This is a genomic window from Mesorhizobium prunaredense (assembly GCF_900156895.1).
Taxonomy (GTDB): Bacteria; Pseudomonadota; Alphaproteobacteria; order Rhizobiales; family Rhizobiaceae; genus Mesorhizobium; species Mesorhizobium prunaredense.
Map to the genome: position 1 here is coordinate 1 of NZ_FTPD01000011.1, position 25,684 is coordinate 25,684.

Annotated in this window: 25 protein-coding genes and 2 pseudogenes; 17 read left to right on the top strand and 10 right to left on the bottom strand. The window is 63.4% G+C overall.

The window, feature by feature from the left end:
* Positions 1-282: 282 nt before the first annotated feature.
* Both BQ8794_RS10280 and BQ8794_RS10285 read right to left on the bottom strand, forming a co-directional pair.
* Positions 283-645: a nuclear transport factor 2 family protein gene (locus BQ8794_RS10280; protein WP_077376461.1), complete on the bottom strand. Its 363-nt coding sequence runs from the start codon at positions 643-645 to the stop codon at positions 283-285.
* Between the two features lie 303 nt (positions 646-948).
* Entirely contained in the window at positions 949-1,371 is a 423-nt protein-coding gene (locus tag BQ8794_RS10285; protein ID WP_077376465.1) for a DoxX family protein, read from the bottom strand.
* A gap of 114 nt (positions 1,372-1,485) precedes the next feature.
* Here BQ8794_RS10285 and BQ8794_RS10290 point away from each other — a divergent pair, with 114 nt between their 5' ends.
* Entirely contained in the window at positions 1,486-2,448 is a 963-nt protein-coding gene (locus BQ8794_RS10290; RefSeq protein ID WP_077376640.1) for a LysR family transcriptional regulator, read from the top strand.
* 117 nt (positions 2,449-2,565) lie between these two features.
* Positions 2,566-2,704 (top strand): annotated as a pseudogene (locus tag BQ8794_RS36040) (SDR family NAD(P)-dependent oxidoreductase); the annotation flags it as partial.
* Between the two features lie 91 nt (positions 2,705-2,795).
* Here BQ8794_RS36040 and BQ8794_RS37175 read toward each other — a convergent pair.
* The 8 genes and pseudogenes from BQ8794_RS37175 to BQ8794_RS10330 all read right to left on the bottom strand — a co-directional run.
* Positions 2,796-3,179, bottom strand: a pseudogene (locus BQ8794_RS37175) (arginase family protein); the annotation flags it as partial.
* A 215-nt stretch (positions 3,180-3,394) separates the two neighbouring features.
* Complete coding sequence (locus BQ8794_RS10300) at positions 3,395-4,507, bottom strand: alkene reductase (RefSeq protein WP_077376471.1); 1,113 nt, start codon at positions 4,505-4,507, stop codon at positions 3,395-3,397.
* A gap of 112 nt (positions 4,508-4,619) precedes the next feature.
* Positions 4,620-5,117 carry a DUF3237 domain-containing protein gene (locus BQ8794_RS10305; RefSeq protein ID WP_077376474.1) on the bottom strand — a complete coding sequence of 166 codons (498 nt, stop codon included), beginning with the start codon at positions 5,115-5,117 and terminating at the stop codon, positions 4,620-4,622.
* Between the two features lie 87 nt (positions 5,118-5,204).
* Positions 5,205-6,227 carry an MBL fold metallo-hydrolase gene (locus tag BQ8794_RS10310; protein ID WP_167378694.1) on the bottom strand — a complete coding sequence of 341 codons (1,023 nt, stop codon included), beginning with the start codon at positions 6,225-6,227 and terminating at the stop codon, positions 5,205-5,207.
* Between the two features lie 90 nt (positions 6,228-6,317).
* On the bottom strand, positions 6,318-7,073 hold the full coding sequence (locus tag BQ8794_RS10315) for an SDR family oxidoreductase (protein WP_077376480.1): 756 nt from the start codon (positions 7,071-7,073) through the stop codon (positions 6,318-6,320).
* Positions 7,074-7,110: 37 nt separating this feature from the next.
* Positions 7,111-7,512 (bottom strand): nuclear transport factor 2 family protein, encoded by a 402-nt coding sequence (locus BQ8794_RS10320; RefSeq protein WP_077376483.1) that lies wholly within the window; start codon positions 7,510-7,512, stop codon positions 7,111-7,113.
* Between the two features lie 22 nt (positions 7,513-7,534).
* On the bottom strand, positions 7,535-8,788 hold the full coding sequence (locus BQ8794_RS10325; RefSeq protein WP_077376486.1) for an MFS transporter: 1,254 nt from the start codon (positions 8,786-8,788) through the stop codon (positions 7,535-7,537).
* A 51-nt stretch (positions 8,789-8,839) separates the two neighbouring features.
* Complete coding sequence (locus BQ8794_RS10330; protein ID WP_077376489.1) at positions 8,840-9,415, bottom strand: TetR/AcrR family transcriptional regulator; 576 nt, start codon at positions 9,413-9,415, stop codon at positions 8,840-8,842.
* 1,102 nt (positions 9,416-10,517) lie between these two features.
* On the opposite strand from BQ8794_RS10330, the gene BQ8794_RS10335 reads away from it, so the two are divergent.
* From BQ8794_RS10335 to nuoG, 15 genes are all read left to right on the top strand, one after another.
* Positions 10,518-10,949 carry a CBS domain-containing protein gene (locus tag BQ8794_RS10335; protein WP_077376492.1) on the top strand — a complete coding sequence of 144 codons (432 nt, stop codon included), beginning with the start codon at positions 10,518-10,520 and terminating at the stop codon, positions 10,947-10,949.
* Positions 10,950-11,235: 286 nt separating this feature from the next.
* Positions 11,236-11,736, top strand: coding sequence for an NADH-quinone oxidoreductase subunit J (locus tag BQ8794_RS10340; RefSeq protein ID WP_023800377.1), 501 nt, complete (start codon positions 11,236-11,238; stop codon positions 11,734-11,736).
* On the top strand, positions 11,736-12,038 hold the full coding sequence (nuoK, locus tag BQ8794_RS10345) for an NADH-quinone oxidoreductase subunit NuoK (protein ID WP_023800378.1): 303 nt from the start codon (positions 11,736-11,738) through the stop codon (positions 12,036-12,038). Before BQ8794_RS10340 ends, nuoK begins: the two co-directional genes overlap by 1 nt.
* Positions 12,039-12,042: 4 nt before the next feature.
* The gene (locus tag BQ8794_RS10350; RefSeq protein WP_077376495.1) at positions 12,043-13,506 is read left to right on the top strand and encodes a monovalent cation/H+ antiporter subunit D family protein; all 1,464 of its coding nucleotides are present in this window, start codon (positions 12,043-12,045) and stop codon (positions 13,504-13,506) included.
* A complete protein-coding gene (locus tag BQ8794_RS10355; protein WP_077376498.1) occupies positions 13,503-13,757 on the top strand; it encodes a hypothetical protein in 255 nt (84 codons plus the stop codon). Before BQ8794_RS10350 ends, BQ8794_RS10355 begins: the two co-directional genes overlap by 4 nt.
* A complete protein-coding gene (locus BQ8794_RS10360; protein ID WP_077376501.1) occupies positions 13,750-15,510 on the top strand; it encodes a Na(+)/H(+) antiporter subunit D in 1,761 nt (586 codons plus the stop codon). The genes BQ8794_RS10355 and BQ8794_RS10360 overlap by 8 nt, the downstream gene beginning before the upstream one ends.
* Positions 15,511-15,517: 7 nt before the next feature.
* Complete coding sequence (locus BQ8794_RS10365) at positions 15,518-16,993, top strand: NADH-quinone oxidoreductase subunit M (protein ID WP_077376503.1); 1,476 nt, start codon at positions 15,518-15,520, stop codon at positions 16,991-16,993.
* Positions 16,990-18,429: an NADH-quinone oxidoreductase subunit N gene (locus BQ8794_RS10370; RefSeq protein WP_077376506.1), complete on the top strand. Its 1,440-nt coding sequence runs from the start codon at positions 16,990-16,992 to the stop codon at positions 18,427-18,429. Before BQ8794_RS10365 ends, BQ8794_RS10370 begins: the two co-directional genes overlap by 4 nt.
* Before the next feature lie 152 nt (positions 18,430-18,581).
* Positions 18,582-18,947: an NADH-quinone oxidoreductase subunit A gene (locus BQ8794_RS10375; RefSeq protein WP_023800384.1), complete on the top strand. Its 366-nt coding sequence runs from the start codon at positions 18,582-18,584 to the stop codon at positions 18,945-18,947.
* Positions 18,935-19,438, top strand: coding sequence for a NuoB/complex I 20 kDa subunit family protein (locus BQ8794_RS10380; protein ID WP_077376509.1), 504 nt, complete (start codon positions 18,935-18,937; stop codon positions 19,436-19,438). Before BQ8794_RS10375 ends, BQ8794_RS10380 begins: the two co-directional genes overlap by 13 nt.
* The gene (locus BQ8794_RS10385; protein ID WP_077376512.1) at positions 19,435-19,971 is read left to right on the top strand and encodes an NADH-quinone oxidoreductase subunit C; all 537 of its coding nucleotides are present in this window, start codon (positions 19,435-19,437) and stop codon (positions 19,969-19,971) included. Before BQ8794_RS10380 ends, BQ8794_RS10385 begins: the two co-directional genes overlap by 4 nt.
* 29 nt (positions 19,972-20,000) lie before the next feature.
* Positions 20,001-21,215 carry an NADH dehydrogenase (quinone) subunit D gene (gene nuoD / locus BQ8794_RS10390; protein ID WP_077376515.1) on the top strand — a complete coding sequence of 405 codons (1,215 nt, stop codon included), beginning with the start codon at positions 20,001-20,003 and terminating at the stop codon, positions 21,213-21,215.
* Positions 21,216-21,232: 17 nt separating this feature from the next.
* Positions 21,233-21,748: an NADH-quinone oxidoreductase subunit NuoE gene (locus tag BQ8794_RS10395; RefSeq protein ID WP_077376518.1), complete on the top strand. Its 516-nt coding sequence runs from the start codon at positions 21,233-21,235 to the stop codon at positions 21,746-21,748.
* A 4-nt stretch (positions 21,749-21,752) separates the two neighbouring features.
* Positions 21,753-23,018, top strand: coding sequence for an NADH-quinone oxidoreductase subunit NuoF (nuoF, locus tag BQ8794_RS10400; protein ID WP_077376522.1), 1,266 nt, complete (start codon positions 21,753-21,755; stop codon positions 23,016-23,018).
* A 31-nt stretch (positions 23,019-23,049) separates the two neighbouring features.
* Positions 23,050-25,662 carry an NADH-quinone oxidoreductase subunit NuoG gene (gene nuoG, locus BQ8794_RS10405; RefSeq protein WP_077376525.1) on the top strand — a complete coding sequence of 871 codons (2,613 nt, stop codon included), beginning with the start codon at positions 23,050-23,052 and terminating at the stop codon, positions 25,660-25,662.
* The last annotated feature ends 22 nt before the right edge of the window (positions 25,663-25,684 follow it).

Genomic DNA, 25,684 nt, shown 5'->3' on the forward strand with positions numbered 1-25,684 from the left:
GAGTGGGAGTGAGCGGGCATCGGCGGCGATTTTCGCTGCCGTTCTGCTACCGTTCCGTCAGTTTCTTCTTCCTTTGGAGCTGCGTGGTCTCCTGTCGAAATTCGCATATCCGATCTGCGTCCAATCCCCGGACAATGTAAAGCGGCTTTAGAGAGCGAGAGGGCTGTGGCGTAGAATAGCGTGCACATAGGCGGGTTGCTGCGTAAGTCGACGACTATTGAGACCTAAACTGTGCGCCAGGGCGGCTGCGGCGCGATTGATGTCGCCGCCGCAATGCCCAGCTCAAGAAAGCTTATCAAAGAAGAGATAGACGGCGGCAATCTTGTCGTCCCGGACGATTATGAAATCGGTTCCGGCGTAAGCTGGCGGCTTGCCAGGACTTCCTGACACCCACTGGACCCGACCGCCATCACCCATCTCCTCAGGCGGAGAGAGCGGCTGATATTGGAAGTCAGGATGGGTCGCCTTGATCACGCCTGCGATGCGGTCGATCTCGTCGCGGCCGTGGTAAGCGCCGTTGGGTTCGTAGAACACGGCGTCTTCGTGGAAGACTTCTTCGATCGCTTTGCGTCGACGCACGGGGTCGATCTCACCGAACACGTCGTGGAGATTGCGAAGCAACAAGGTCGATACGGTGGGGGACATGGTTTCTCTCCGTCTGGTGTCGGGTTCGGCTTGCGCCGTCTTGACGAGGGATGGCTCTGCTGCGGGAAGTGCCCCCGAGGCGCTTGCCTCGGCCGCGCCGCGTGCTCCGCTCAAGAAGGCTGCCGCGCCTATGGCGAGAGTGAGAGCTTGCCTGCGAGGTATGGCCGTCTCTTTTGGTTCTGGGGGCATGGCTTTACTCACACGAGGCAGTGGGGGGAGCGTCGACGGCGTTTTCGGAAGTGGTTTCGTCGGATAGAGCCTGGAGGCCACGGTCGAGACTACGAGAACGCCGTGGCAGACCTTTCAAGCAACCACTTCGCCGCTTGAGCCGAGCTCGCCGGCCTTGCGCCGATTGTCGATGCTGAGCGCACCGGCGCCGAATGCTGCGATCTGCAGAAGCCCACCCGCCATCATCACGTTCTTGAGGAAGTGGATCATCTGGTTCTGATCGGCGAAATTGCTGTGAAACGACATCGCGGTTGCCAGCGAGAACAGGGCAAGGGCAGCGGCCACGTAGCGAGCGCGATAGCCGGCGATGAGAAGCAGGCCGCCACCGAGTTCGACTGCGACGGCCACGGCGAAGGCCAGCGGCGGGAACGGCAAGCCGACGGCACCGATCATCCCGGTCGTGGCGCCGTAGGCGCCAAGCTTGCTCAAGCCGCTCATGGCGAAGGGAAGACCGATCATCAACCGGCCGACAAAGGGAAGGTATCGGGTCGCAAACATTGAAAGTCTCCTTGACGTGGACCTCCGCATCTCGTGGCGGACCAGCCGAGTATTGTTGCTTAGACCGCGTATTCGAAATAGAAATGATTGAAAGTCATCGTTGCAGGAATGTCGATGTCAAAGTTGCCCGACTTCGAGGGACTGGCCATGTTCGCCAAAGTGGCCGAGGAGCGCTCATTCGCTGCGGCAGCCCGGACCATGGGCGTATCAGTGGCTACCGTCTCGCGCGCCGTCACGCGTCTTGAAGAACGCCTTGGGGGGCGCCTGTTCAACAGGACGTCCCGGCGACTTGCGTTGACCGACTATGGTCACACGCTCGCCGAGCGGGCGTCCAAGATCTTCGCCGATGCGGAGGAGGCCGAGGACTTCGCGCGCGAGGCCTCGAGTCGCCCGCGGGGCCTCGTGAAACTTGCGGCCCCGCTGTCCTTCGGCACGCGCTGGGTCGCACCCCTGCTGCCGGAGTTTTTTCGACGCTATCCTGAGATCGCAGTCGATCTGCAGCTGACCGATGCGCAGACAGATCTGATCGGCGACGGCTTCGACGCTGCGCTGCGCATCGCCGCTCTGGAGGACTCATCGCTCGTCGCGCGGCTGATCGCACCTGTTCGGCGGTTCGTCGTTGCGTCGCCGGCCTACATTGCAAGGTTTGGTCGTCCGCAGCACCCACACGACCTCGTCGCCCATCAATGTCTGAGCTACACTAAAAGATCGAAGCATGACGTTTGGCGCTTCACGCATCGGAAAACTGGTGAAGAGTCTGCGATTATGCCGACAGGACCGCTACGAGGAACGAGTGCCGAGGCTTTATTGCCGACTGTGCTCGAGGGGCTGGCGATCACCGAACTCCCCGAATTCATTGCGACCCAGTATTTTCCGGATGGGCAGCTCGAACCGATCCTCACAGATTGGGGGCTACCGGAAGGCGGGTTGTACTTCGTGACGCCGACGGCTCGCGCCCGTCCCGCCAAGGTCTCCGCCTTGGCTGATTTCCTGATCGCCGAGCTGACGGATGCGCGGTGGAGTGCGGAAGTGGTGATGGGCTGGAAACCACCGCCACAATTGAGAAGGCGGCCATAGGTCAGCGGAGCAGCTGCGCTTCATTACCGACATTTCTGCAACGATGACTTTCAAGCCTTTCTATTTCGCAAAATAATCCACCCTCCCAGATTTGTCTCGCCGGCAAGGAGACAGATCATGGCACGCAGACTTGAAGGAAAAATCGCCGTCGTAACGGGCGGCATCGGCCTGGCAACGGCCAAGCGGTTCGCAGCGGAAGGGCGCACGCGTCTTCGTGACCGGCCGCCGTCAGGCGGAACTCGACGCCGCGGTCGCGACATCTCGCTTAGGCTGACAGTGATGATGCGCTCCTCCGGAATTTCCCGAAATCCAGGAATCTTGCGTCGATAACGCGGCCAGCATTTGCCAGCGATGGTCGTCACCGGCATACCCTCGAAGAAGCCACTCTCCGAAGTGTCCGGCGTTTTCGCATCCCCATGAGCATCGAACCAGATCATGCCGACGTCGCCTTCGGCGTCGGCGATGCCGCCCACCATGCCGAGCGAGGCCGAACAGGCGCCGATCGAGGCGATCGGGATACGGCCCGCCTTGCGGGCGACCTGCACCGTCTCGGCAAGGCGGATGTTTTGTACCAGAATGCGGGACATCTGGTCCCCCACGGGCAGAAGGCGATAGTCTCCGCCAGTGTTAGCAGCCGTTGGCTCATCAGCGTCGTCAATCACGACCACTTCGACATTGCCGAATACGCCCGCGAGTGAAGCCGGGGCCGCGTCCGGCGCCATTGCCGTCATTGGGCCTCGTCCTTCCGATGCTTTCCAGCGAGCTTCCAAACCATACAGTGGCACCCCTTACCGGGCGCTCAGCAGAAATGTCGATGCGATACCATTGACGCGATGTACTCGGCGCGGAGGCGCGCCCAAAGCTTTGATGGGCCTGTTGAAGGGCCGCAACTTCGGCAAGTTGTTGGTCAGGATGGAGTGATCCACCGCGGGCAGGAGAGCGGCGATTAGGCCACTTCCTCCCTGATGGTCTTGTCATAGAGCGGATAGTCCGAATAGCCTTTGGCGCCGCCGTAATAGAAGGTCTCGCGGTCGTACTTGTTGAGCGGCAGTTTCTCTTTCAGGCGATGGACGAGATCGGGATTGGCGATGAAATGGCGGCCGAAGGCGACCAGGTCGGCGCCGCCCCTGGCGACGATTGCGGCTGCGTCCGCGGCGTTGAAACCGCCGGCGGCGATGACCGGACCCTGGAAGATTGGCTTCAGGTTCTCCGCAGCGACCGGAGGCATTTCGCCGACCTCCGCATTGCCCTTCACGCGCGGCTCGATGACATGGAGATAGGCTATGCTGCGATCCCCCAGTCCTTTCGCGACATGGGCGAACAGGGCCTGGGGATCGCTGTCGTGCATCTGGTTGAAGGTGTTGCTCGGACCAACTCGGACGCCGACGCGATCGGGTGACCAGACGGTGGTCACGGCGTCCACCACCTCGAAGAGGAAGCGCGCCCGGCTTTCGATGCTGCCACCATGGATGTCGGTGCGCCGGTTCGAGCCGTCCTGCAGGAACTGGTCGATCAGATAGCCGTTGGCGCCATGCATTTCGATGCCATCGAATCCGGCTTGCTTCGCTCGCTCGGCGGCGGCGCGATACTGTTCGACCACCGCCGCGATCTCTTCCATCGCGAGCGCCCGTGGCGCTGTGGCCGGGCCAGGCCGGCCTTTGAGAAGAACGCCCAGGCCGGCGTCGCCCTCGGAGGGAGCGACGGGCACGCCGCCATCGGGCTGCAGGCTGACATGGGAGACGCGTCCGACATGCCAGAGCTGGAGCACGATCGTCGCACCCCTGGCATGAACGGCGTCGACGACCTTCCTCCAGCCGGCCGCTTGGTCGTCGGTCTCGATGCCGGGTGAGCCGAAGCCGCCATTGCCTTGGCGGGCGATGTAGGTCGCCTCGGCGATCAGGAGGCCGCCGGGCGTGGCGCGGGACGCGTAATAGTCGGCCATGGCTTGGCCAGGGACATTCCCCGGTATCTCGGCACGCATGCGGGTGAGCGGGGCGAGCACGACGCGATGCGACAGGTCGAACGCGCCGACGTGGATCGGGCTGAACAGGTTGGACATATCTATACATCCTTTGTGATACCGGCGGCGTAGTCTGCAAACGAGCCGGGAGCTGACTATTTGTGGCCTGGGAGTGGGTGCGAGTAGAGAGCCGGCGATCGGCCTCAATCCGTCAGAGAACCTCAAACACATTGAAGACCGGCCCCTCCGTGACACGATGGCCTATACCGATCGCCAGGATGCCGTTAAGCCAGTCCAGGTCCGCGTCGGCCGTCTCGAAGGTGGGCGCGATCCGGAAATAGTAGCCGGCCGGATCGACGATCTCGCCGCGATCCAGGCGATCGAGGACATCGGCCGGGCCATGGCGGATACCGCGAGTGATCATCGTCACAAGGGCGCCCCGGTCGGTCTCGATGGTGAGGCGGACATCGAGCGTCAGGCGCCTGTCGGGCCGTCTCACCTGCCAGTCACTGGCTCCGTCGAGCACCTTGCCGCGCAGTCGCGCCCCGGTGACCTGCCCGCCGCTGACGAGCGCGATCCGTCGGAAGCCGTCGGGGGTCGCGCCGACGGTCGTGACGGCGCGCACCTGGAGCAGCATGGTGAAAAGGTGCCGGGTACGGATCGTCGATAGCGGCCCCTCGGCGACGAGCGCTGCAATATGCGGTTCCATTGGGCGTTATCTCCATCTTGACATCAGCGCTGCATGGAATAGCGGGCCTGCCCAATGCGCAGGCCCACGGGGTTCAAGGCCGTCCCGTCACGACCATGACCATGGAATCGCGTTCCAGCGGTAGGCCGAGCCTGCGGCTTCGACATAACCGAGACCGGGGAACGGAAAGTGGTAGCCCATCACCAGGGTCCGGTCGGCGGCGACCTCGCCCAAGATCCGCTTTCGTGTGGCGATCGCCTGATCGCCGTCGAAATCGAAGATGACGGACCAGTCCGGATGCTGCAGCCCCGAATCCGAGCGATGAGCCACATCGGCCATGTGGATGAACTGCGCGTTCCCCGAGCTGAAGCGGATGGCTGTGTGGGCGGGAGAGTGGCCGGGCGCGGGAATGAGTGTGATGCCCGGCACGACCTCGGCGCCCGGCCGCACGACCTGCATGCGCTGCCGGAGCGGCGGCAGATAGGTCTTGGGAGCGTAGATCGCCGCCTTCTTGAATTCGTCCGGCGCCTTCGAGGCGTTGATGTCGGCCTCGAACCGGTTGCCGGTCCAGTAGCTCAGTTCATCATCGACGAACACATATCGCGCGTTCGGGAAGACATGGCTGCCCGACTTGGTGACCACACCGGCAACATGATCCAGATGGATATGGCTGATGATCACCACCGTGATGCTCTCGGGCGCGATGCCGGCCCGCGCGAGGTTCGGGACCAGGTAGGGAAACCGGCCGGAACCAGGGCCAAGGACGTCGCCGAAGCCGGTGTCGACCAGCACACGATCGGTGGGAGTGTCGACCACGAGCAGGTTGTTCGTGAACTGCGGCGCCGGATTGAGGTGATTTTCTTTGAGGAAAGGCTCGGCCACCGAAGCGGGCTGGTTCGCCGCGAAGATCGGCCAGAACGGCACGTTGCCGTATCCGTCGGAAATCACGGTCGCCTTGAGGTCTCCGATGCTGAAACGATAGTATCCGGCGCCGTGCGGGCTGTAGCCGGACGTTGCCTTGTCGTCCGCAAGCGCGAGGTTGACCAGGCCCGACGGCATGCCGGCTAGGACGGGAACGGCGACTCCGAAACCGAGGAGCCCTCGACGAGTTAGCTTTGGGGTTGTTGTCATTGCAGTATTGTCCTCTTGTGGAGCTGGGATTGCGGTGAACCGTGCCGTCATTCTGGGTCGGGCCCGGGATGACGGCTGAGTTGTCGTGCGCTAGGCCGCGAAGCGCACGGACGCAAACTCGTTGAAGCTATTGACGAGTCCGTGTTCGGTTGGGCCGACGTTGGACCTGAAAGCCTTGGCGCCTTCGACAACGACCTCGTCGGCATCAGTCTCCAGCACCCTCATCGTCTCCGCGATGAATTGATCGAGCGGCATGGCTTCCTCGGCCTCCCGGCTGTTCATGAGATCGGTGCGGACCCAGGGCGGCGCGATCTCGAGAACGCGCACGCCGGTATCCTTCAGCAGGAAGCGCTGTGACAGGGCATAGGAGTGAAGAGCCGCCTTCGTCGCCGAGTAGACCGAGGTGACCGCCATCGGCACGAAGGCCAGGACGGAGCTGGTGTAGGCGATGACGGCGTTCTTCCTGCCCTTCAGGTGTTCAACCAGCGCCGCGGTCATGCGGATCGGACCGAGCAGGTTCGTGTCCACCGTATCGACCACGAGCGTGTCGTCGATCCGGCCGGCGGCCTGATCCGGCAGCATGATGCCCGCGTTGTTGATGACGACATTCAGATCGGGATGGTCGGCGATCAGCTTGGCCGCGACGGTCTCGATGCTCCCCGGATCGGTGATGTCGAGCTCGACTGCCTCCATGCCGGGATTGGCGGCGGTCACTTCGTCGAGATTGGCGCGTCGACGGCCGGAAATGATGACTTTGTTGCCGCGCTCGTGGAGCGCTTCCGCCAGTCCGCGGCCGATCCCGGACCCGCCACCGGTGATGAAAATGGTATTGCCTGTGAGTTTCATGGTTCTTCTCCTTGTGTGAAGCGAGTGTGTAAAAAGATCAGTCGGGGAAATGGTCACCGAACATCGGCAGGCCGCTCAGCGACTGCGCCTGCGTCGCCTCGTCCTGCAGCACGTCCCAGTGCTCGGCGAGTTTGCCGTCCTCGATGCGCACGACGTCCGCCGCGACCCAGGCGGCAGGCCGGCCGTTGCCGGAGAAGCGCCCATGCGCGATGACGTAGTCGCCTTCGGCCAGGATGAGATGGTTCTCGTATCTCAGCGTGTCCGGCACAGTGCGGACCAGGTCGAATAGGCCGTCACGGCCAGGTGCGATGTGGGCGCTGTGCTGGATGTAGCGGTCAGACCAGTAGCGCTCGGCCGCCGCGTAGTCGCGCTTGTTGAACAGCGCATCGAAGGCTTCGAGGACGAGCGCCTTGTTTTGCTCTGGTGTGGTCTTGGACATGGAAGTTCTCCTGTGGTTGGGATCAGAGGGCGGCCAGCGCCGGGCTGCCGGCGCGCGGTTGGGTGGCGAGGACGAGCGACAGGGAGGCGAGCACGCATCCCGCGCCGACCCAACCGATGGCCAGCGGCGAAATGCTCGCCACGGTGAGCGAGCCGAGCGCGGCTCCCATCGAGAACCCGAGGTATTGGAAGGAAGCATTCAGCGAGAGCGCGACGGGCGCCACCTTGGTCCCGGCAATGCCGATGAGTCGTGCCTGCTGGGCCGGGTAGAACGCCCAGGCCGACACGCCCCAAAGCACGACCGCCAACAGGATCAGAGGAAGCACCGCCGCCGGCGGCAGCAGGACCGGGCTTATCGACAGGCTGGCGAAGGCGAGCGTCAGGACAAGCAGGCTGATGGCAATCACCGGCAGGGGTCCGAAGTGGTCGCTAAGCCGCCCGCCCAGCCGCAAGCCGACGACTGCCGCAACGCCCCAGGCGAACAGGACGGCGCTGACGGCGGTCCCGGCCATTCCCGTGGCGGCCGCCAGGTAGGAGGTGAGGTAGGTGTAGACGGCGAACGCGCCCGTCGCCCACAGCATGGTGCCGAGCAGCGCCAGGAGGACGGCCGGCCGGCGCGCCACGTCGAGGCGCTCGCGTAGGCTGGCCACCGGCATGCGAGTGGTGATGTCGCGGGGCAGCCCGCTTATCAGGCCGACGGCCGCGATCAGCGCCATCACGCCGACGGCCGCGAAGTTCAGGCGCCAGCCGAAGTGACTGCCGACCAGCGCGCCGGCCGGCACGCCGAGCGCGACGGCGAGGCTGCTGCCGCCGGTGACTATGGCAAGCGCCGTGCCCCGATGCTTAGGTCCGACCACGACGCCCGCCAGGGCGCTGGCGCTTGGCATGTAGAGACCGGCGGCGAGCGCGAGCAGGATGCGGGCGGTCATCAGGCCGGTATAGTCATGCGCCGACCAGGCGACGAAGTTTGCCGCCGCGAAGGCCAGCATGGAGGCGATCAGCAGACGCCTGCGGTCGACGCTGCCGGTTAGCGCCGTCAGCACCGGCGAGCTCAGCGCATAGGTGAGCGCGAACACCGTGACCAGTTGCCCGGCGCCGGCGAGGCTCACCGACAGGTCGCTTGCCATCTCCGGCAGCAGCGGCGCGATCATGAAGCCTTCGGTACCGATGGCGAAGGTGCCGAGCGCCAGCCAGTAGAGCCTAGCCAGGGAAGGGGAGGCTTTCGAGGAGGAGGCTATCGCCACAGGGCTTGTCGCAATATTAAGATGGTCGGTCATCTTGTTCTCCGGCAAATTTTTAACAGGGCCGGTTCCAGGCCTTATCCGCATTCAGACGAGGATTTGGTCGAAGGCGACCGTCATGAAACGATCGAAAGCACGACCGCTCTTTTCGACTCTCGCCCGCAGCAATGCGCCTTCATAGGCATCGAGCAGGAACGAGGCGAGATCCAGCGCGGGCGCCTTGGTGGAGATCGAGCCGTCGCCCTGGGCTTCGGCGACCACCGCCGCAAGGTCGCTTGACCAGTTGAGGTAGAGGCTGGCTAGGCGCTCACGGATCAGGTCGCTCTGGCCGGAGAGCTCGGCGCTGAAATTGCCCAAAAGGCAGCCGCGGCCGAAATCCGCGGCGGTGAAGTTCGCGTTCAACCGCTCGAAATGGGCCTGCAGTCGCTGCAGCGGCGGAAGGGATGTATCGCCTAGCAGCGCGCGACGCGGATTGTCGCGACCGTAGACATCGACGATCTCGGCGCCGAGCGCCTCTTTGCTCTCGAAGTGATTGTAGAACGACCCCTTCGGCACGCCGGCCGCGGCGGTGATGTCCTGGACGCCGGAGCCGTTGAATCCCTTCTCGATAAGGACCTTCAGCCCGGCGTCGATGATTTGCTGGCGTACGTTGTGTCTCGGCATGTTATTTAATACGACCGGTCGTCTTAAATGTCAAGCGCGCTTATATCCTTTTTTCTGTGATCCCTGGGTCGTGTTCCCAAGCCGGAAACCGTCTGCTCGGCGGATGCTGGACTGATGTTATTGCCCTAGTCGGAGCGCTGACGGTACTTTTCGAGACGGCTTGGGCGCGTCGTCGGACGCCGTAGGATGCAAAAAAATCGTCCGATTGGTCCCGATAGTTGGTGAAACCTCAAAATATTTTTTGTGGCAATTTTCCTTTTAAAATCAAAAGCGTAACTTTTTGACGGACTGTGCGTCGGCTTTTCAGTGCCGCAAGCAAGAAAAAACCCAGCTAGATCAATGACCTAGCTGAGTTAAAAACAATCGAGTGGGAGTGACGGGAAAGACCTAATAAATTCGGCGAAGCGGCTGTTTTTGAGTAGATTAGCGTAGGATCTTCGGCGGTCCGGGAGTTCATCTGCCGCACATGATCAATGACGATCCTGATCGTCTTGTCACAGTAACGCCCGCCATAGTGATTCCACGAAGGATTCGCGTCCGACGCTGTGATGTCGCCCGGCATATTCTTCTGTTTCGAGGACCAGGCCCTGGAGCAGGCGCTTGAACAAACGCAGGCGCGCCGGGTGCGTCACCTTTCAGTGCTCAACCGGTAGAAGCGGACGACGGGCCTCATCTCGCTTAGTGATATCGCTCAGAAGAGCGAAAGTTCGATCCTCACGCCGCTTACCAAAATCGCCGGGCGCGACGTTGAACGGCACATGCACGCCGCCTGGGGTTCAGGGACGCCTGCGAAAATGGACGAAAGCGGCATGCATCTAGAGGAACCAGGCATGCCGCCCATGAGCCCGACGGAATCGGCTTCCCTTGGAAATCCGTGACGGCGCTCTCGGCTGATCGATGAGCATCGGCGACGGCACGGCGACCCCTGTAGCAGGCGGCGGTTTGTGTGAGCCAATCATGAAGGCCTACCGCCAGGAAGCACTGGCGCCTGAGCACGCAAGTCGGACTTGAAATATGAAGGCGCGCGGCGCACGATGGGCAGAAATGCACCCAGAGGGAGACGGGGCGGACGGCTGGAGCGTAGCAACGCTTGGAGGAAGCCATGAACGTCAAAGCGATTCTCGAGGACAAGGGTCGAGCCGTCGAGACGATCGGCCCGAACGAAGCGCTCGCCGTGGCGATCAACAGGCTCGCCGAGCACAGGATCGGCGCACTGGTCGTTACCAATGGCGATCGCAAGGTGGTCGGCATCGTGTCCGAGCGCGACGTCGTCTGCGCCTTGGACAAGCATGGGGCTGCGGCGCTGGAGCAGAGTGTCCGTCACGCAATGACCGCCAAGGTCAAGCTCTGCACCGAGAACCACACGATCAACCAGGTCATGGAGATCATGACCACAGGCCGCTTCCGCCACCTGCCCGTGGTGAAGAACGGCCAACTGGACGGCATCGTCTCGATCGGCGACGTGGTGAAGAAGCGCATAGAGGAGGTCGAGCACGAGGCCGAAGAGATTATTCACTACATCTGGGCGGGGTAAGCTCGCCAAAGGCCCGCCGTCTGGCCGCGACGTCCTTTTTTCAGGTTTTCAGGGTTTCTGATCCCGTGCCGAACCTCCTTCGGCAGCCTGAATAACGGATAAGCAGGCTGCGGGATCGCACACCGTATCAGATACTGAGACTTGGGCATAACGTAGCGACAAACCATGTAAACTTGAGAAAAATCCGATACTAGGGCACAATTTGTAGACGCATCTGAAGTGCGCAGCTATCTCAAACCCGGCCGTCTTGCGCCGAGTGACAGATCGCGGCGGAGGGTTGGCGTCGATGGATCAGGCGTTCTTTCTTCTGTTCGCTGCGGCGTCCGTGATCACGGCACTGACCGTGGTCCTGGCGCGGAATCCGGTTCACAGCGCATTGGCGCTGATGGCGTGTTTCCTGCAGATCTCGGCAATCTTCGTCTTGCTCGAGGCACCGTTGCTCGCTGTCATCCAGATCTTCGTCTATGTCGGCGCAATCATGGTCCTGTTCCTGTTCGTGATCATGATGATCGATGTGCGCGAAGCGGTGTTGCAGCGGTTCTTGCCGGGCGGCAACCTGCCGGCTCTGGTGCTGCTCGTCCTGCTTGGGGTCGAGATGCTTGTACTGGTGCTCTGGAGCGACCGCTTTTCGGTCACGGAGCCCGTCGCGATGCGCGGCGGCGATCAGATCAGGCAGCTCAGCATGACACTTTTCGCCGACTATCTCCTACCGTTTGAAGCCGCCTCCGTGATCCTGCTGGCGGCCCTGGTCGGCGCCATCGTGCTGGCGCGGAAGGAGCAGGGGTGATGGTTCCGCTCTGGTGGTATATTTTGCTCGGAGTGGTCCTGTTCGTGATCGGAGCGGCGGGCGTGCTGCTCAGGCGCAATATCCTGGTCGTGCTGATGTCGCTGGAGTTGCTGCTCAACTCGGTCAACATCAATTTCATCGCTTTCGGGCGTTACTACGACGATTTCCGCGGGCAGATCTTCGCGATCTTCGTCATCGCAATCACCGCGGCGGAGGTTGCGGTCGCCCTCGGGATTCTGGTCGCCCTCGTGAGGAACAAGTCCACCCTCAAGGTCGACGACGTGACCATGATGAAAGGATAGCGGCTTGGACCCGGTGATATCGATCCGGCCGCTGCTTGCCGTCGCCGTCGCAGGCCTGGCGGCCCTTGCAGTTCTCGTTCTGAACAACCGCGAGAAACTCCGCGATGTCGTCTCGCCCTTGGCCGCGATCGCTATGTTCGCAATTGTCGCCTCGATGGCACCCACGGTGTTGGCCGGCGGGACGGTCGATTTGCGCCTGTTCGAGATTCTGCCGGGGATCGACTTCGCTTTCCGGGTCGATGCGCTCGGCATGGTGTTTGCCACCGTCTCGTCGCTCTTGTGGATCTTGGCGGCGATCTATTCCATCGGCTACATGCGCCACTTGAACGAGCACGCGCAGACCCGGTTCTTCGCCTGCTTCGCCGCCAGTCTCGCGGCGGCCGTCGGGGGCGCCTTCGCCGCCAATCTGTTCACGCTGGTGATCTTCTACGAGGTGCTCAGCCTCGTTACCTACCCGCTCGTCTATCACCACGAGGACGAAGAGGGATGGACGGGTAGCCGCAAGTACCTCGTCTATTTGATGGGGGCGTCGAAAAGCGTGCTTCTCGCCGCGCTGGCGCTGACCTACCATCTGGCGGGGTCGCTTGACTTCGTGCCAGGCGGGCTGCTGGCCGGGGTCGATGCCTCGCCGGCGCTGCTGACCGTGGTCTACTTCTGCTATCTGTTCGGCTTCGCCAAGGCCGCGGTGATGCCGATGCACGCCTGGCTGCCTGCCGCGATGGTCGCGCCGACACCGGTCAGCGCACTCTTGCATGCGGTGGCCGTGGTCAAGATGGGCGTGTTCTGCGTGCTGCGGGTGGTGTTCCATGTCTTCGGCACGGGGCTGGTGGACGGGCTGGGGCTCGGCATCGCAACGGCCTATCTGGTCTCGTTCACCATCCTGATGGCGTCCATCTACGCCCTGACGCGGGACGACCTGAAGGCGCGGCTCGCCTATTCGACGGTCAGCCAACTCTCCTACATCGTGCTGGGCGCGGTCCTGCTGTCGCCGGTCGCGATGGTCGGCGGGATCATCCACATTGCGGCGCATGCGTTCTCCAAGATCACGCTCTTTTTCTGCGCCGGGTCGATCTATTGCGCGTCCGGCAAGCGGAACATCAGCGACATGGCCGGCATCGGCCGCAGGCTGCCCTGGACGATGGGCGCGTTCTTCGTGGCCTCGCTCAGCATGATCGGGGTGCCGCCGACCGCGGGCTTCGTCAGCAAGTGGTATCTGGCGCTGGGCTCGGTGGAGGCGGGGGAGATTGCGTTCCTGGTCGTGCTCTTGGTGAGCTCGGTCCTGAACGCCGCCTACTTCCTGCCGGTCAGCTATGTCGCTTTTTTCGGGACGGAGACACAGGAAAGTCCGGCGACGGTCCGTGAAATTCCGATGGTGACGATCCCGCTGGTCGCGACCGCGATCCTGTCGGTGTCGATGGGTATTTTCCCCGGCTATTTTCTCACCCTGGCGGAAGGAGTGGTCAGATGATCAGGCGTGTCGTCGATTTCTTTGGTGAGGCGAGACACGCGGAGCAACGCCGCCGGCTGTTTTATCTGGCGCTCGTTCTGATCGTCATCGCCGATTTTCTGGTCCCCCGCGAACACGCTGAATACCTGTGGGACCGCTTGCCGGGCTGGTCGGCCGTCTATGGCTTCTTGTCCTGCGTCCTGCTGATCTTCGTCTCCAAGTTCCTCGGCCATCAGGGCGGGTTGATGCGGCGCGAGGACTATTATGATTGACTTCGTCCATCCCGCCCTGCTGTTCATTCTTGGCGCCCTGCCGATCCCTTTCCTGAAAGGATCAATCCGCAAGGCCTATCTGATGTTGATTCCCGCGCTGGCGATCCTCGCCGTGCTCACCGTGCAGCCGGGCAGCTACGGCGCGGCGGAGTTCATCGGGCAGGAAATCCTGATTGCGAAGGTCGACAGGCTGAGCATCGTCTTCGCCACCGTTTTCACCATCATGGCGCTGATCGGCATGGTCTATGCGCTGCACCTGACGGGCGCCGGAGAGCATGTGGCGGCGTTCGTCTATGTTGGCAGCGCGCTCGGCGTGGTGTTTGCAGGCGACTACCTGACCCTGTTCCTGTTCTGGGAAGGTATGGCGTTTGCCTCTGCCTATCTGGTCTTTGCCCAGCGCGGCAAGCAGGCGATCCGTGCGGGGTTCCGGTATCTCATGGTCCATATCACCGGCGGCGTCGCCCTGCTGGGTGGCGTCATTCTCCACGGGCTTGCCACAGGTTCGCTGCTCTTCGGCCCGATCGAGGGGGGGATGGGCGTCGCCGCCTACCTGATCCTTGCCGGGTTCATGCTCAACGCCGCGGTGCCGCCCCTCAACGCCTGGCTGACAGACGCCTACCCGGAGGCGACCGTCACCGGAGCGGTGTTCATGAGCGCCTTCACCACCAAGACCGCCGTCTATGTGCTGGCCCGGGCGTTTCCGGGCACCGAGCTTCTCGTTTGGCTCGGCACGGCAATGGCGCTTTACGGCGTCATCTACGCGGTGCTGGAGAACGACTGCCGTCGGCTCCTAGCCTATCACATCGTCAGCCAGGTGGGCTACATGGTGGCGGGCGTCGGCATCGGTACCGAGATGGCGGTGAACGGGGCCTCCAGCCATGCCTTCGCGCATATCCTCTACAAGGCGCTCCTGTTCATGGGTGCGGGGGCGGTGATCCACGTCACCGGGCGGCGCAAGCTCACCGAGCTCGGTGGGCTCTACAGGACCATGCCGCTGACCGTGGCGCTCTACATGGTCGGCGCCTTCGCGATCTCGGCATTTCCGTTCTTCTCGGGCTTCGTGACCAAATCGATGGTGGTGGCCGCCGCCGGACAGGATCACCGCGCGCTGGTGGTGCTGGCGCTGACGATGGCATCATCTGGGACCTTCCTGCACACTGGGCTCAAGCTCCCGTACTACATGTTCTTCGGCATGGACCGGAAGCTGGAGGCGCGGGAGCCGCCCCGCAATATGCTTGTTGCGATGGGAATGGCGGCGGTGCTGTGCATCGCGATCGGGGTGTTCCCCCAACCACTTTACGCGCTGCTGCCCCATCCAGTCGACTTCGAACCCTACACCGGCGTCCATATCACCGAGAGCCTCGGCATACTGATGTTCACCGCATTGGGCTTCGTGCTGTTCCTCAGGGCGCTCGACCCCGAGAACACGATCAGCATCGACACCGACTGGTTCTACCGCAAAGGCGCGCGGCATTTCATGTGGCTCGCCGAAAAACCGCTGGCGCGCTACGAGAAGGCGGTGAGCGACGTGTCCGAGACCGCGGTGCTGCCCTTCCTGCACGGAACCGCACGGGCCGGACTGCGGATCGATCTCAACGGTGTGGACGCCGTCGTGAACGGCGTCGCCCGCTCAATCCTGCGCGGTGGCGGTGCGCTGCGCAAGCTGCAGACCGGCGTCGTGACCCATTACGCGCTGGCGATGATCGTCGGTGTGATCGCAGCCATCGCCGTCTTCGCTGTGGTGTGGCGGTAGGGGTGCGATGGCGTTCCCGCTGCTTAGCCTCATCGTGTTCATGCCCGCCGCCGGGGCAGCGGTTCTGATGTTTCTCCGCAGCGACGATGCGGTGCGGTGGACGGCGCTAGGTGTCACCGTCCTCGACCTCGCTCTCTGCATCGCTATGCTGGCCGGCTTTGACACCACTACCCACGAGATGCAGTTCACCGAGACGCGCCCGTGGGTGCCCGCGCTCGGAATCACTTACGCGCTGGGCATCGACGGAATCAGCGCGCTCTTTGTATTCCTGACTGCGTTATTGGGCTGGATCTGCGTGCTCGCCTCGTGGGTGGCGATCGACCGCAAGGTGAAGGAGTTCATGGTCAGCCTGCTGGCCATGCAGGCGCTGATGCTGGGGGTGTTCTGCGCGCTCGACCTGTTCCTGTTCTACGTCTTCTGGGAGGCGATGCTGATCCCGATGTACGTGATCATCGGCGTCTGGGGCGGCGACGGCCGGGTCTATGCGGCGTTCAAATTCTTCCTCTACACGCTGGCGGGCAGCCTTCTGTTCCTGATCGGTGTCATCGTGCTCTATTTCCACGGCGGCGAAACCTTCGACATCCGCGCCCTGACGGCGCAGGATTTGCCGTTCCGGGTCCAGTCCTGGCTGTTCTTCGCCTTCCTGATCGCGTTTGCGGTCAAGGTGCCGATGGTCCCGGTCCATACCTGGCTGCCGGACGCCCATGTGCAGGCGCCGACGGCGGGTAGCATCATCCTCGCCGGCGTTCTCCTGAAGATGGGCGCCTACGGCTTCCTGCGGTTCTCGCTGCCGATGCTGCCGGAGGCGTCGCTGTATTATTCGACGCTAATGCTTTCGCTTTCGGCGCTCGCAATCGTCTATGGCGGGTTACTCGCGCTGGCGCAGGACGACCTCAAGAAGCTGGTGGCCTATTCCAGCATCAGCCACATGGGTTTCGTGACGCTGGGTATTTTCACGTTGAACCTCCGCGGGCTCGAGGGCGGCATCCTGCAAATGTTCAATCATGGCGTAACGACGGGCGCGTTGTTCCTGTTCGTCGGCCTGATCTACGAGCGGACCCATACCCGCAGCATCGCGGATTATGGCGGGCTGATGAAGGCGGCGCCGGTCTATACCGCGTTTCTTGCGCTGTTCACCCTGTCGTCGATGGCGCTGCCGGGAACGAATTCGTTCGTGGGCGAGTTGCTGGTGCTGTCGGGCGCGTTTGCGGCCAATCTGGCCGTCGGCGCGGCCGCCGTTTTGGGGGCACTGCTGGGCGCGGCCTATCTGCTTGGCATGTACAGGAAAGTCGCGCTTGGTCCAGCCAGCATCGGCGTGCGGTTCAAGATTCGCGACGTAAACGCCCGCGAACTGGTGGCGATCCTGCCGCTGGCGGTCTTCGTGCTCTGGGTCGGGCTCTATCCGAAACCTTTTCTCAACATCATCGGGCCTTCGGTGAGGCATCTGCTCACGCAGGTGCATTCTAACGGGGGCGGCCAATGACCGCTGCCACGCTTTTTCAGTCGATCCTAGCGAGCCTGCCCGAGATCGTGGTGGTCACTGGGGCCTGCATCTTGCTGATTCTGGGACAGCTTGTGCCAAAGGGACAGGGGTATTTCCTCGTCTGGGCTTCCGCTGCAACCGTGCTGGTTGCGGCCCTGGCGACACTGTTACTGGCGGGCGAGGTGCGGCCGGCCTATTCGGGCATGTTTATCGCCGACCGCTTCGCGGTTTTCTTCAAGATGGTGTTCTACCTTTCGACCATCCTGACGTTCCTCCTGTCGCGAAAATATGCCGAGATCGAGGGGATCGCGTTGAGCGAATACTATGTCCTGTTGCTCTTTGCGCTTTCCGGCATGATGATCGTGGCCTCGGCAACCGATCTTCTGTCGATCTATGTCGGCCTCGAGCTGATGGCGCTCTCGACCTATGTGCTCACCGGCTTCCTCAGGAAGGAGCGGCGGTCGAACGAGGCGGCGCTGAAATACGTGGTTCTCGGCGGGGTCTCGACGGGAATCTTCCTCTACGGCGTCTCGCTGATCTACGGGATCACCGGCACGACGCAGCTCGATGCGATGGCTGCGGCGGTGACCGGCGACCCGCTCGATCCCGGATTGCTCCTGGCGGTGGTCTTCATCGTCGCGGGGCTGGTCTTCAAGGTCGGCGCGGTGCCGTTCCACATGTGGGTGCCGGACGTCTATGAAGGCGCGCCGACGACGATCACCGCCTTCATGTCAGTGGGCCCCAAGGCGGCGGGGTTCGCGGTGATCCTGCGCGTGTTCCTCAACCCACTGGTCGCCGCTTCCGACGCCTGGATCATCGTCGCGGTGATCGCGGTGGTGACGATGGCGCTCGGCAGCTTCGTGGCGCTGGTGCAGGACAATTTCAAGCGCCTGCTCGCCTATTCCAGCATCGCCCATGCGGGCTTCGCGCTCTTCGGCGTGGTGGCGGGTGGCGCCGACGGGATTGCCGGCGTGATGCTCTACCTGCTGATCTACGCCTTCATGAATCTCGGTATCTTCGGCATCGTCATCATGATGCGGAATGGCGATTTCTCCGGCGAGGTCATCGAGGACTACGCCGGCTTCGCCAAGTCGCATCGCGGGCTGGCGCTTCTGATGCTGCTCTACCTGTTCTCGCTCGCCGGCATTCCGCCGACAGCCGGGTTCTTCGCCAAGTTCTACGTGCTGGTCGCGCTGGTCGAGCGAGGTTTCGTCATGCTGGCAGTGATCGCGGTGCTGCTGAGCGCCGTCGCCGCCTACTTCTACATCCGCATCGTCATGGTGATCTACATGCGCGAGCCGGAGCGCGCGTTCGAGCCTGCCCTGACGCCGTCCGTCCGCGCCACGCTCGCCTTGACCGCCGCCGGCACCATCGGCATCGGACTGTTTCCGGCGTGGTTTCTGAGGCTTGCCCAGAGTTCCGTGTTCGGCGGTTGACTACGATTGGATTTGCAATGAACCGGCCAACCGAATACTCTTGGCGCTACGAAAGGATGCCCTAGTCGCTGCACGAGGGCCGCACCGCCGGCCAGAGGATTGGTCGGTCGCAGCTTGAGCAAGCCCTCGGTGGGTGACCGGGGCAGCGCGACATGACTGGAATGGAATTCCTGCCGGTTCTCTTCATGGTCGCCGGAATTGTCCTGGTGGCCGTGGCGACGCTGTTCGTCTCCTCGCTCCTGCGCCCGTCCAACCCCTATCCCGCGAAGAACATGCCCTATGAGTGCGGCATGGACCCGGCCGGCGAGGCCGCGGGGGGCCGCTTCAGGGTGCAGTTCTTCATCCTCGCAATCTTGCTGGTGGTGTTCGACGTCGAGGCGATGTTCCTGTTTCCCTGGGCGGTCGTGCTGAAGGAGATCGGGCTCGTCGGCTATGTCGAGATGTTTGTCTTCATGCTGCTGCTTATCGTGGGCTTCGCCTACGCCTGGCTGAAAGGAGCGCTGGAATGGGAGGAGTAGGCGAAACGATCCGCGACAGCGTGCTGTTCACCACGGCCGACAGCGTGATCAACTGGAGCCGAAGGTCGGCGCTGTGGCCCGAGACCTTCGGCATTGCCTGCTGCGCCATCGAGATGATCTCGGCGGGTTGTGCGCGCTACGATCTCGACCGGTTCGGTGTGGTATTCCGGCCTTCGCCGCGCCAGTCCGACGTGATGATCATCGCCGGCACCGTGACGCGGAAGTTCGCGCCCGTCGTGCGCCGGCTCTATGACCAGATGCCGGAGCCGCGCTGGGTCATCGCGATGGGCACCTGCGCGATCTCGGGCGGGGTCTACAACACCTACGCCGTGGTACAGGGGGCGGAGACTTTCGTGCCGGTGGACGTGCATGTGCCCGGCTGCCCGCCGCGGCCCGAGGCGCTGATGCATGGCATCCTTCTGCTCCAAGAGAAGATCAAGAGGTCCCGCGCGCTGGCCGGGACGCCTCTGGATCGGGTCGCGGCGCCATGAGCGCGAAGACGCCCCTCAACCGCGCCCCCATTGCGGAGCGTTTCGGGGGGGCAATCGAGGATCTTGGCTTCGCGCATGGCGTTCATGCCTTTGCCGCTCCGCCTGAAACGATCGTCGAGCTTTGCCGGTTTCTGAAGGAGCACCCGGCGCTCAGGTTCGATTTCCTGTCCGACATCTGCGGGGTCGATCATCACCCCGAGGCACCGCGCTACGAGGCGGTGTACCACCTCTATTCGCTGCCGAACAAATGGCGCGTTCGCATCAAGTGCCGGCTCGGCGATCCGCCGCGGGTCCCGTCGGTGACGGGGGTCTGGCGTACCGCCAACTGGCATGAGCGCGAGGCCTGGGACATGTACGGGATCAGGTTCGAGGGCCATCCCGATCTGCGCCGGATCTACATGTGGGAGGGGTTCGAGGGTTTCCCGCAGCGCAAGGACTTTCCGCTCCGGGGCTACAGGGACAAGCTGAACCCGTTTGGCGCCGAAGGGCCCCCGCCGACGCAGCCTGACCTCGCCACCAGGAACATACCGTAAGGGAGATCATTCCACGACAGGAAGCTGAGATGACCGAAGTCACGGAACTGAGCAGGCCCGAAGGCGACGTGCCCGACACCAGGGAGGTGCTTCTCAATCTCGGCCCGCAGCATCCCAGCACGCATGGGGTGCTGCGGCTCGTCCTTGAGCTGGACGGCGAGTATGTCGCGCGCGTGGACCCGCATATCGGCTACCTCCACCGCGGCACCGAAAAACTGGCCGAGAGCTTCACCTACACCCAGATTTTTCCGCTGACCGACCGGCTCGACTACCTCTGCCCGCCGTCGAACAATCTGGCCTTCGCGCTGGCGGTGGAGAAGCTCCTGGGCATCCAAGCGCCGATCCGCGCGCAATATATCCGCGTGCTGATGGCCGAACTGGCGCGGATCTCCGGTCATCTCATGATCACCGGCGCGCTGCCGATGGACCTGGGCGCCATGACCGCGTTGCTTTACGCCATGCGCGAACGCGAAATGATCATGGACCTGATGGAGATGATCAGCGGGGCGCGGATGCACACCTCGTTTTGCCGGGTCGGCGGTGTGCGCGAGGATCTGCCCGACGGGTTCTTCCCCAAGATCAGGGAGTTCTGCGAAATCTTCCCGAATCGGATTCGCGACTATGAACGGCTGGTCGAGAACAACCGGGTGTTCCTGAAACGCACGCATGGGATCGGCGTGATCTCCGCCGAGGACGGCATCGATCTTGGCCTGAGCGGCCCGAACCTGCGGGCCTCGGGCGTCGACTGGGACATCCGCCGCGACGAGCCTTACGAGATCTACGACCGGCTCGCTTTCAACGTCATTACCCGCGATGAGGGTGATTGCTACGCGCGCTGGCGATGCCGCGTCGAGGAGATGCGCGAGAGCGTCCGGATCATCGAGCAATGCCTTGACCAGATGCCCGAGGGGCCGTTCCAGGTCGATATGCCGACCATCGCTTTCCCGGTGGACAAGGACAGGGTGCACTGCTCGATGGAGGCGCTGATCCAGCATTTCGACCTCTCGGCCTATGGCTTCAAGGTGCCGAAGGGCGAGGTCTATTCGGCGATCGAGGCGCCAAAGGGCGAGCTCGGGTTCTACATCATCAGCGACGGGTCGCAAAAACCGTTCCGGATGAAAGTGCGGGCACCGTCGTTCGTCAATCTGCAGGCACTGTTCGGGGTCAGCAATGCACGCTACCTGGCGGACATGATCGCCGTGCTGGGCAGCCTCGACCCGGTGATGGCGGAGGTGGACAAGTAGCAGGGGATTTGGACGCGATGAACATGCGCGAAAAGATCGAGGCGGCTGCGGCGCGGTATCCTGACCAGCGCTCAGCGATCATGCCCGCGCTTCTGATCGCGCAAAAGGACCATGGCCATCTGCCCGGCCCGGTGTTGGAAGAGGTCGCCGATATCCTCGGTGTCGAGCGGATCTGGGTCTACGAATTGGCGACCTTCTACACCCTCTTCCATACCGAGCCGGTGGGTCTGTTCCACTTGCAACTCTGCGACAACCTATCCTGTATGCTGCGCCGATCCGAGGACCTGCTGAGGCATCTGGAGACTGTGCTGGGGATCGAAAAGGGCGGCACGACCCCGGACGGGCTGTTCACGCTTTCGACCGTCGAATGCCTCGGCGCTTGCGAGATGGCCCCGGTGATGCAGGTCGGCGACGACTATCACGGCGACCTCGACATTGCGCGGATCGATGCGCTCTTGGACAGGCTGCGCGCGACGGCGGGGCAAGCTACGGGCGCCGCCGATCTCGCCGCCGCAGCACCGCCGGGTGAATAGCGCCATGTTCGAACCGGTCCTTCTCAGGAACATGGACGTGCCGGATGGTCATCTGCTCGCGACCTACGAGGCCGGCGGCGGCTACCAGGCACTGGCGAAGGCGCTGCGCGAGCACACGCCCGACGAGATCGTCGACCTCGTCAAGCAATCGAACCTGCGCGGTCGCGGCGGGGCCGGCTTCCCGACCGGGATGAAATGGAGCTTCGTGCCGAAGCGGGCCGGTAAGCCGAAATACCTGTGCTGCAACGCCGATGAGGGCGAGCCCGGCACCTTCAAGGACCGGATCATCATGGAGCGTGACCCGCACCAGCTGATCGAGGGCATGGCGATCAGCGCCTACGCGATCGGGGCCGAAACCGCCTATGTCTATATCCGCGGAGAATACGTGCTGGCGATACGGCGGCTGGAGCAGGCGATCGCCGAGGCCCATGAGAAGGGTTATCTGGGAACGCGGATTCTGGGCTCGGATTTCAGTTTCGTCGTGCATATCCATTGCGGCGCCGGCGCCTATATCTGCGGCGAGGAGACCGCGATGCTCGACTCGCTCGAAGGCAAGCGGGCGCAGCCGCGTCTGAAACCGCCGTTTCCGGCGGTCGAAGGGCTCTACGCCAGCCCGACCGCGATCAACAACGTCGAGACGCTGGCCTGCGTGCCGCATATTCTGGCGCGCGGGCCGGACTGGTTCCGCGGCATCGGCCCGGACAAGAGCCCCGGCCCGAAGCTCTATTGCCTCAGCGGGCAGGTGCGGAAACCGGGCCTTTACGAGCTGCCAATGGGCATACCGCTGCGCGAACTGGTCGAGGACCACGCCGGCGGGCCGCCACCGGGGCGCAAGATCAAGGCGGTGATTCCCGGCGGGGTCTCGGCGCCCCTGATCCCGGAGTGCGGGCTGGACGTTGGGATGGACTTCGACTCGCTGGCCGCCGCCGGCTCGATGCTCGGCTCGGCCGGGGTGATCGTGATCGACGACTCGACCTGCATGGTCAAGGTCGCCACCCGGATCATCGAGTTCTTCCATCACGAGTCCTGCGGCAAGTGCACGCCGTGCCGCGAAGGGCTGAATTGGGTCGTGAAAGTGCTGCGCCGGGTCGAGGCGGGGCAGGGCGCGCCGGGCGATCTGGAACAGCTGGAGGCGCTCTGCAAGGGCATTTTCGGCAACTCGTTCTGCGCACTGGGCGACGGCGCGGCTATGGGGCTCAAGGCGGCATTGGCGCATTTCGAACATGAATTCGTCGCCCATATCGAGGAGCAGAGGTGCCCGTTTCACTGAGGAGCGCGCAGGGAGAAGGCCGCAAGAAGTCATGGTTAGCGTCACGATCGATGAACAAACGCTGGAAGTGGAGGCAGGCTCTACGGTGCTGCAGGCCGCCGAGCGTTTGGGCATCGAAATCCCGACCTTCTGCTATCTGAAGCGGCTGCCGGCGCTGGCCTCCTGCCGCATGTGCCTGGTGGAGATCGAGGGGCAACGGCGGCTGCAGCCTTCCTGCGCCACCGCGGTCACCGACGGCATGGTGGTGCGGACTAACACGCCGCTGATCGACGAAACGCGCTCTTCCATGCTCGACATGCTGCTCGCCAACCACCCCCTCGACTGCCCGATCTGTGACAAGGGCGGCGAATGTGAGCTTCAGGACCAGGTGATGGCGTACGGGCCCCGCGAAAGCCGATTCCGCGATGCCAAACGTGTGTTCCACTCCGCGGACATCCGTCTCAGCCCCGTGATCATCATGAACGTCAACCGCTGCATCCAGTGCCAGCGCTGCGTCCGGATGTGCGAGGACGTGGTCGGCGCAGTCGCCTTGGGCACCATCGAAAAAGGCATGGATACCGCCGTCACCGGCTTCGAGGGCAGTCTCGCGAGTTGCGACCAGTGCGGCAATTGCGTCGAGGTGTGCCCGGTCGGCGCGCTGATGAGCTTCCCCTATCGCTACAAGGCACGGCCCTGGGATCTGGTCGAGACCGACACGGTCTGCCCGCATTGCGGCACCGGCTGCCAGCTCACCGTCGGCGCGCGCAAGGGCGAGTTCATGCGGGTCCGCTCGAAGTGGGAGCATGGCGTCAATCGCGAAACGCTCTGCGTTCGGGGGCGCTTCGGCCTCGACTTCGTCGGGAGCCGGGACCGGATCAAGCGGCCGATGATCCGTCGTGACGGCGCACTGGTTCCGGTTTCCTGGGACGTAGCCGGGGACTACCTGCGCCGGCGCCTGTCGGCCGTCGAGAGCAAGGCTGCGGGCGGGCTGGCCTCGCCGCGCCTGCCCAACGAGGTGCTTTATCAGTTCCAGAAGCTGATGCGGACGGTATTCCGGACCAACAACATCGACTGCTCGTCGCGCTGGTCCACGCCCTTCGAGACGCTCGGCCCGTTGGTGGCGGGCTTCTACACCCGCGCGCCGCTGGAGGAGGTGATCGGCAACGACTGCGTGCTTGTCGTCGGGGGCAACGTGACCGACGAAAACCCGGTCACCGAATACCTGCTGCGAGACGCGGCGCGGCGGCGGCAGACAACGTTGATCATGCTCTCGGCGCGGCCATCCCGGCTTGATGCCGATGCCCGAGCGGTCGTTCGCGTTGCGCCGGGCGCTGAGGCCGCGAGCCTCGCCGCGGTGGCAGCGGCGCTGGTCGCGGGAGCCGGTCAGAACTCGGTGGGCGAAGTTATTGCGGACATCGATGCGACAACCGGAGGGCCAGCAGCGACCACCGGCAGCGACGGGCCGGACCGTCTGGCCGCCCTACTGCTGAAAGGTCGAAGCGTCACCGTGCTTGTCAGCGCCGACCTCTTGAGGCTTTCCGAAGCGCGCGCAACGCTGCAGCAGCTCACCAACCTGTTGCGGGTTCTCCGCGTGCTCGGCAAGGGCCCAGCGATGCAGTTCCTCTTCGACCGAGCCAACCAGCTAGGCGCTTGGGACATGGGGGTTCTGCCGGCGGTCCTGCCGGGGCTGCGCCCGGTCGGTGATCACGCGGCGCGCACAGCTCTCATACGGGCCTGGGGCGCCGAAATTCCGCCCGAGCCGGGCGCGGATCTCGACGCAATGCTGGCGCTTTGTGACAAGGGGCGGGTAGGCGCGCTTTATATCGTCGGAAGCGACCCCCTGATGACCTATCCCGACCGGGGATTCGTCAAGCGGGCGCTTGATGCCACCGATCTCCTGATCGTGCAGGACACCTTCCTCACCGATACCGTGGGTCTGGCCGATGTCGTCCTGCCTGCGGCGGGTTATGGAGAGGAATCCGGCACCTTCACCAACAACGAGGGCCGGATCCAGGCGGTCCGCAAGTTCCGCGAACCCGCCTTCGAGGCGCGGGGCAATCTGGCGATCTTGGACTTCGTCGCAGCGCTCCGCAACCAGGCAATGCAACCGTCGATGCAAGGCGAAATCTTCCGCGAGATTGCCCGGCTGGTTCCGGCCTACCAAGGGCTGACGCAGGACGGGCTTGGGGCCGACGGAGCATTCACCAAGGCGGCTCCCGGCCCACCGGCCGGCGCGTTCTTCGCCTCTCCACCTGCCCCGAATGCAGCAGACCGGCTCATGTTGGTCACCGGCAACTGCCTGTTCCACAATGGATATCTTTCCGAACGCTCGGAGATCCTGAATACGGTGGCGGATGACCCATATGTTGAGATGAGCGCGTGGGACGCCGCGCAGCTTTGCCTTTCGGATCGCGATCAGGTGGTCGTGCGATCCGCCCAGGGCGAACTGAGGGCGCAGCTCAAGGTCAACAGGCATTTTCCCCCGGGCCTCGTGTTCGTGCCTGAAAACTATAGAGACCTGCGTCTCAACAGCCTTATGCGGCGGGGCGAATACCCTTGTCCGGTGGAGGTTCAAAAGGCGCACGCTGCCTTCGCCACCGGAGTCGGGGCGCGCCCTGAAAGTCGCGGCCAAGGCATTGCCGAGCTTCCGGGCAGTTCACCCTAATCGGCTCCCCCGGGTTTGCATC

Coding starts and splice junctions, on each gene's coding strand:
- BQ8794_RS10280 (WP_077376461.1), bottom strand. CDS start 645: ATGTCCCCCACCGTATCGACCTTGTTGCTTCGCAATCTCCACGACGTG.
- BQ8794_RS10285 (WP_077376465.1), bottom strand. CDS start 1,371: ATGTTTGCGACCCGATACCTTCCCTTTGTCGGCCGGTTGATGATCGGT.
- BQ8794_RS10290 (WP_077376640.1), top strand. CDS start 1,486: ATGTCAAAGTTGCCCGACTTCGAGGGACTGGCCATGTTCGCCAAAGTG.
- BQ8794_RS10300 (WP_077376471.1), bottom strand. CDS start 4,507: ATGTCCAACCTGTTCAGCCCGATCCACGTCGGCGCGTTCGACCTGTCG.
- BQ8794_RS10305 (WP_077376474.1), bottom strand. CDS start 5,117: ATGGAACCGCATATTGCAGCGCTCGTCGCCGAGGGGCCGCTATCGACG.
- BQ8794_RS10310 (WP_167378694.1), bottom strand. CDS start 6,227: ATGACAACAACCCCAAAGCTAACTCGTCGAGGGCTCCTCGGTTTCGGA.
- BQ8794_RS10315 (WP_077376480.1), bottom strand. CDS start 7,073: ATGAAACTCACAGGCAATACCATTTTCATCACCGGTGGCGGGTCCGGG.
- BQ8794_RS10320 (WP_077376483.1), bottom strand. CDS start 7,512: ATGTCCAAGACCACACCAGAGCAAAACAAGGCGCTCGTCCTCGAAGCC.
- BQ8794_RS10325 (WP_077376486.1), bottom strand. CDS start 8,788: ATGACCGACCATCTTAATATTGCGACAAGCCCTGTGGCGATAGCCTCC.
- BQ8794_RS10330 (WP_077376489.1), bottom strand. CDS start 9,415: ATGCCGAGACACAACGTACGCCAGCAAATCATCGACGCCGGGCTGAAG.
- BQ8794_RS10335 (WP_077376492.1), top strand. CDS start 10,518: ATGAACGTCAAAGCGATTCTCGAGGACAAGGGTCGAGCCGTCGAGACG.
- BQ8794_RS10340 (WP_023800377.1), top strand. CDS start 11,236: ATGGATCAGGCGTTCTTTCTTCTGTTCGCTGCGGCGTCCGTGATCACG.
- nuoK (WP_023800378.1), top strand. CDS start 11,736: ATGGTTCCGCTCTGGTGGTATATTTTGCTCGGAGTGGTCCTGTTCGTG.
- BQ8794_RS10355 (WP_077376498.1), top strand. CDS start 13,503: ATGATCAGGCGTGTCGTCGATTTCTTTGGTGAGGCGAGACACGCGGAG.
- BQ8794_RS10360 (WP_077376501.1), top strand. CDS start 13,750: ATGATTGACTTCGTCCATCCCGCCCTGCTGTTCATTCTTGGCGCCCTG.
- BQ8794_RS10365 (WP_077376503.1), top strand. CDS start 15,518: ATGGCGTTCCCGCTGCTTAGCCTCATCGTGTTCATGCCCGCCGCCGGG.
- BQ8794_RS10370 (WP_077376506.1), top strand. CDS start 16,990: ATGACCGCTGCCACGCTTTTTCAGTCGATCCTAGCGAGCCTGCCCGAG.
- BQ8794_RS10375 (WP_023800384.1), top strand. CDS start 18,582: ATGACTGGAATGGAATTCCTGCCGGTTCTCTTCATGGTCGCCGGAATT.
- BQ8794_RS10380 (WP_077376509.1), top strand. CDS start 18,935: ATGGGAGGAGTAGGCGAAACGATCCGCGACAGCGTGCTGTTCACCACG.
- BQ8794_RS10385 (WP_077376512.1), top strand. CDS start 19,435: ATGAGCGCGAAGACGCCCCTCAACCGCGCCCCCATTGCGGAGCGTTTC.
- nuoD (WP_077376515.1), top strand. CDS start 20,001: ATGACCGAAGTCACGGAACTGAGCAGGCCCGAAGGCGACGTGCCCGAC.
- BQ8794_RS10395 (WP_077376518.1), top strand. CDS start 21,233: ATGAACATGCGCGAAAAGATCGAGGCGGCTGCGGCGCGGTATCCTGAC.
- nuoF (WP_077376522.1), top strand. CDS start 21,753: ATGTTCGAACCGGTCCTTCTCAGGAACATGGACGTGCCGGATGGTCAT.
- nuoG (WP_077376525.1), top strand. CDS start 23,050: ATGGTTAGCGTCACGATCGATGAACAAACGCTGGAAGTGGAGGCAGGC.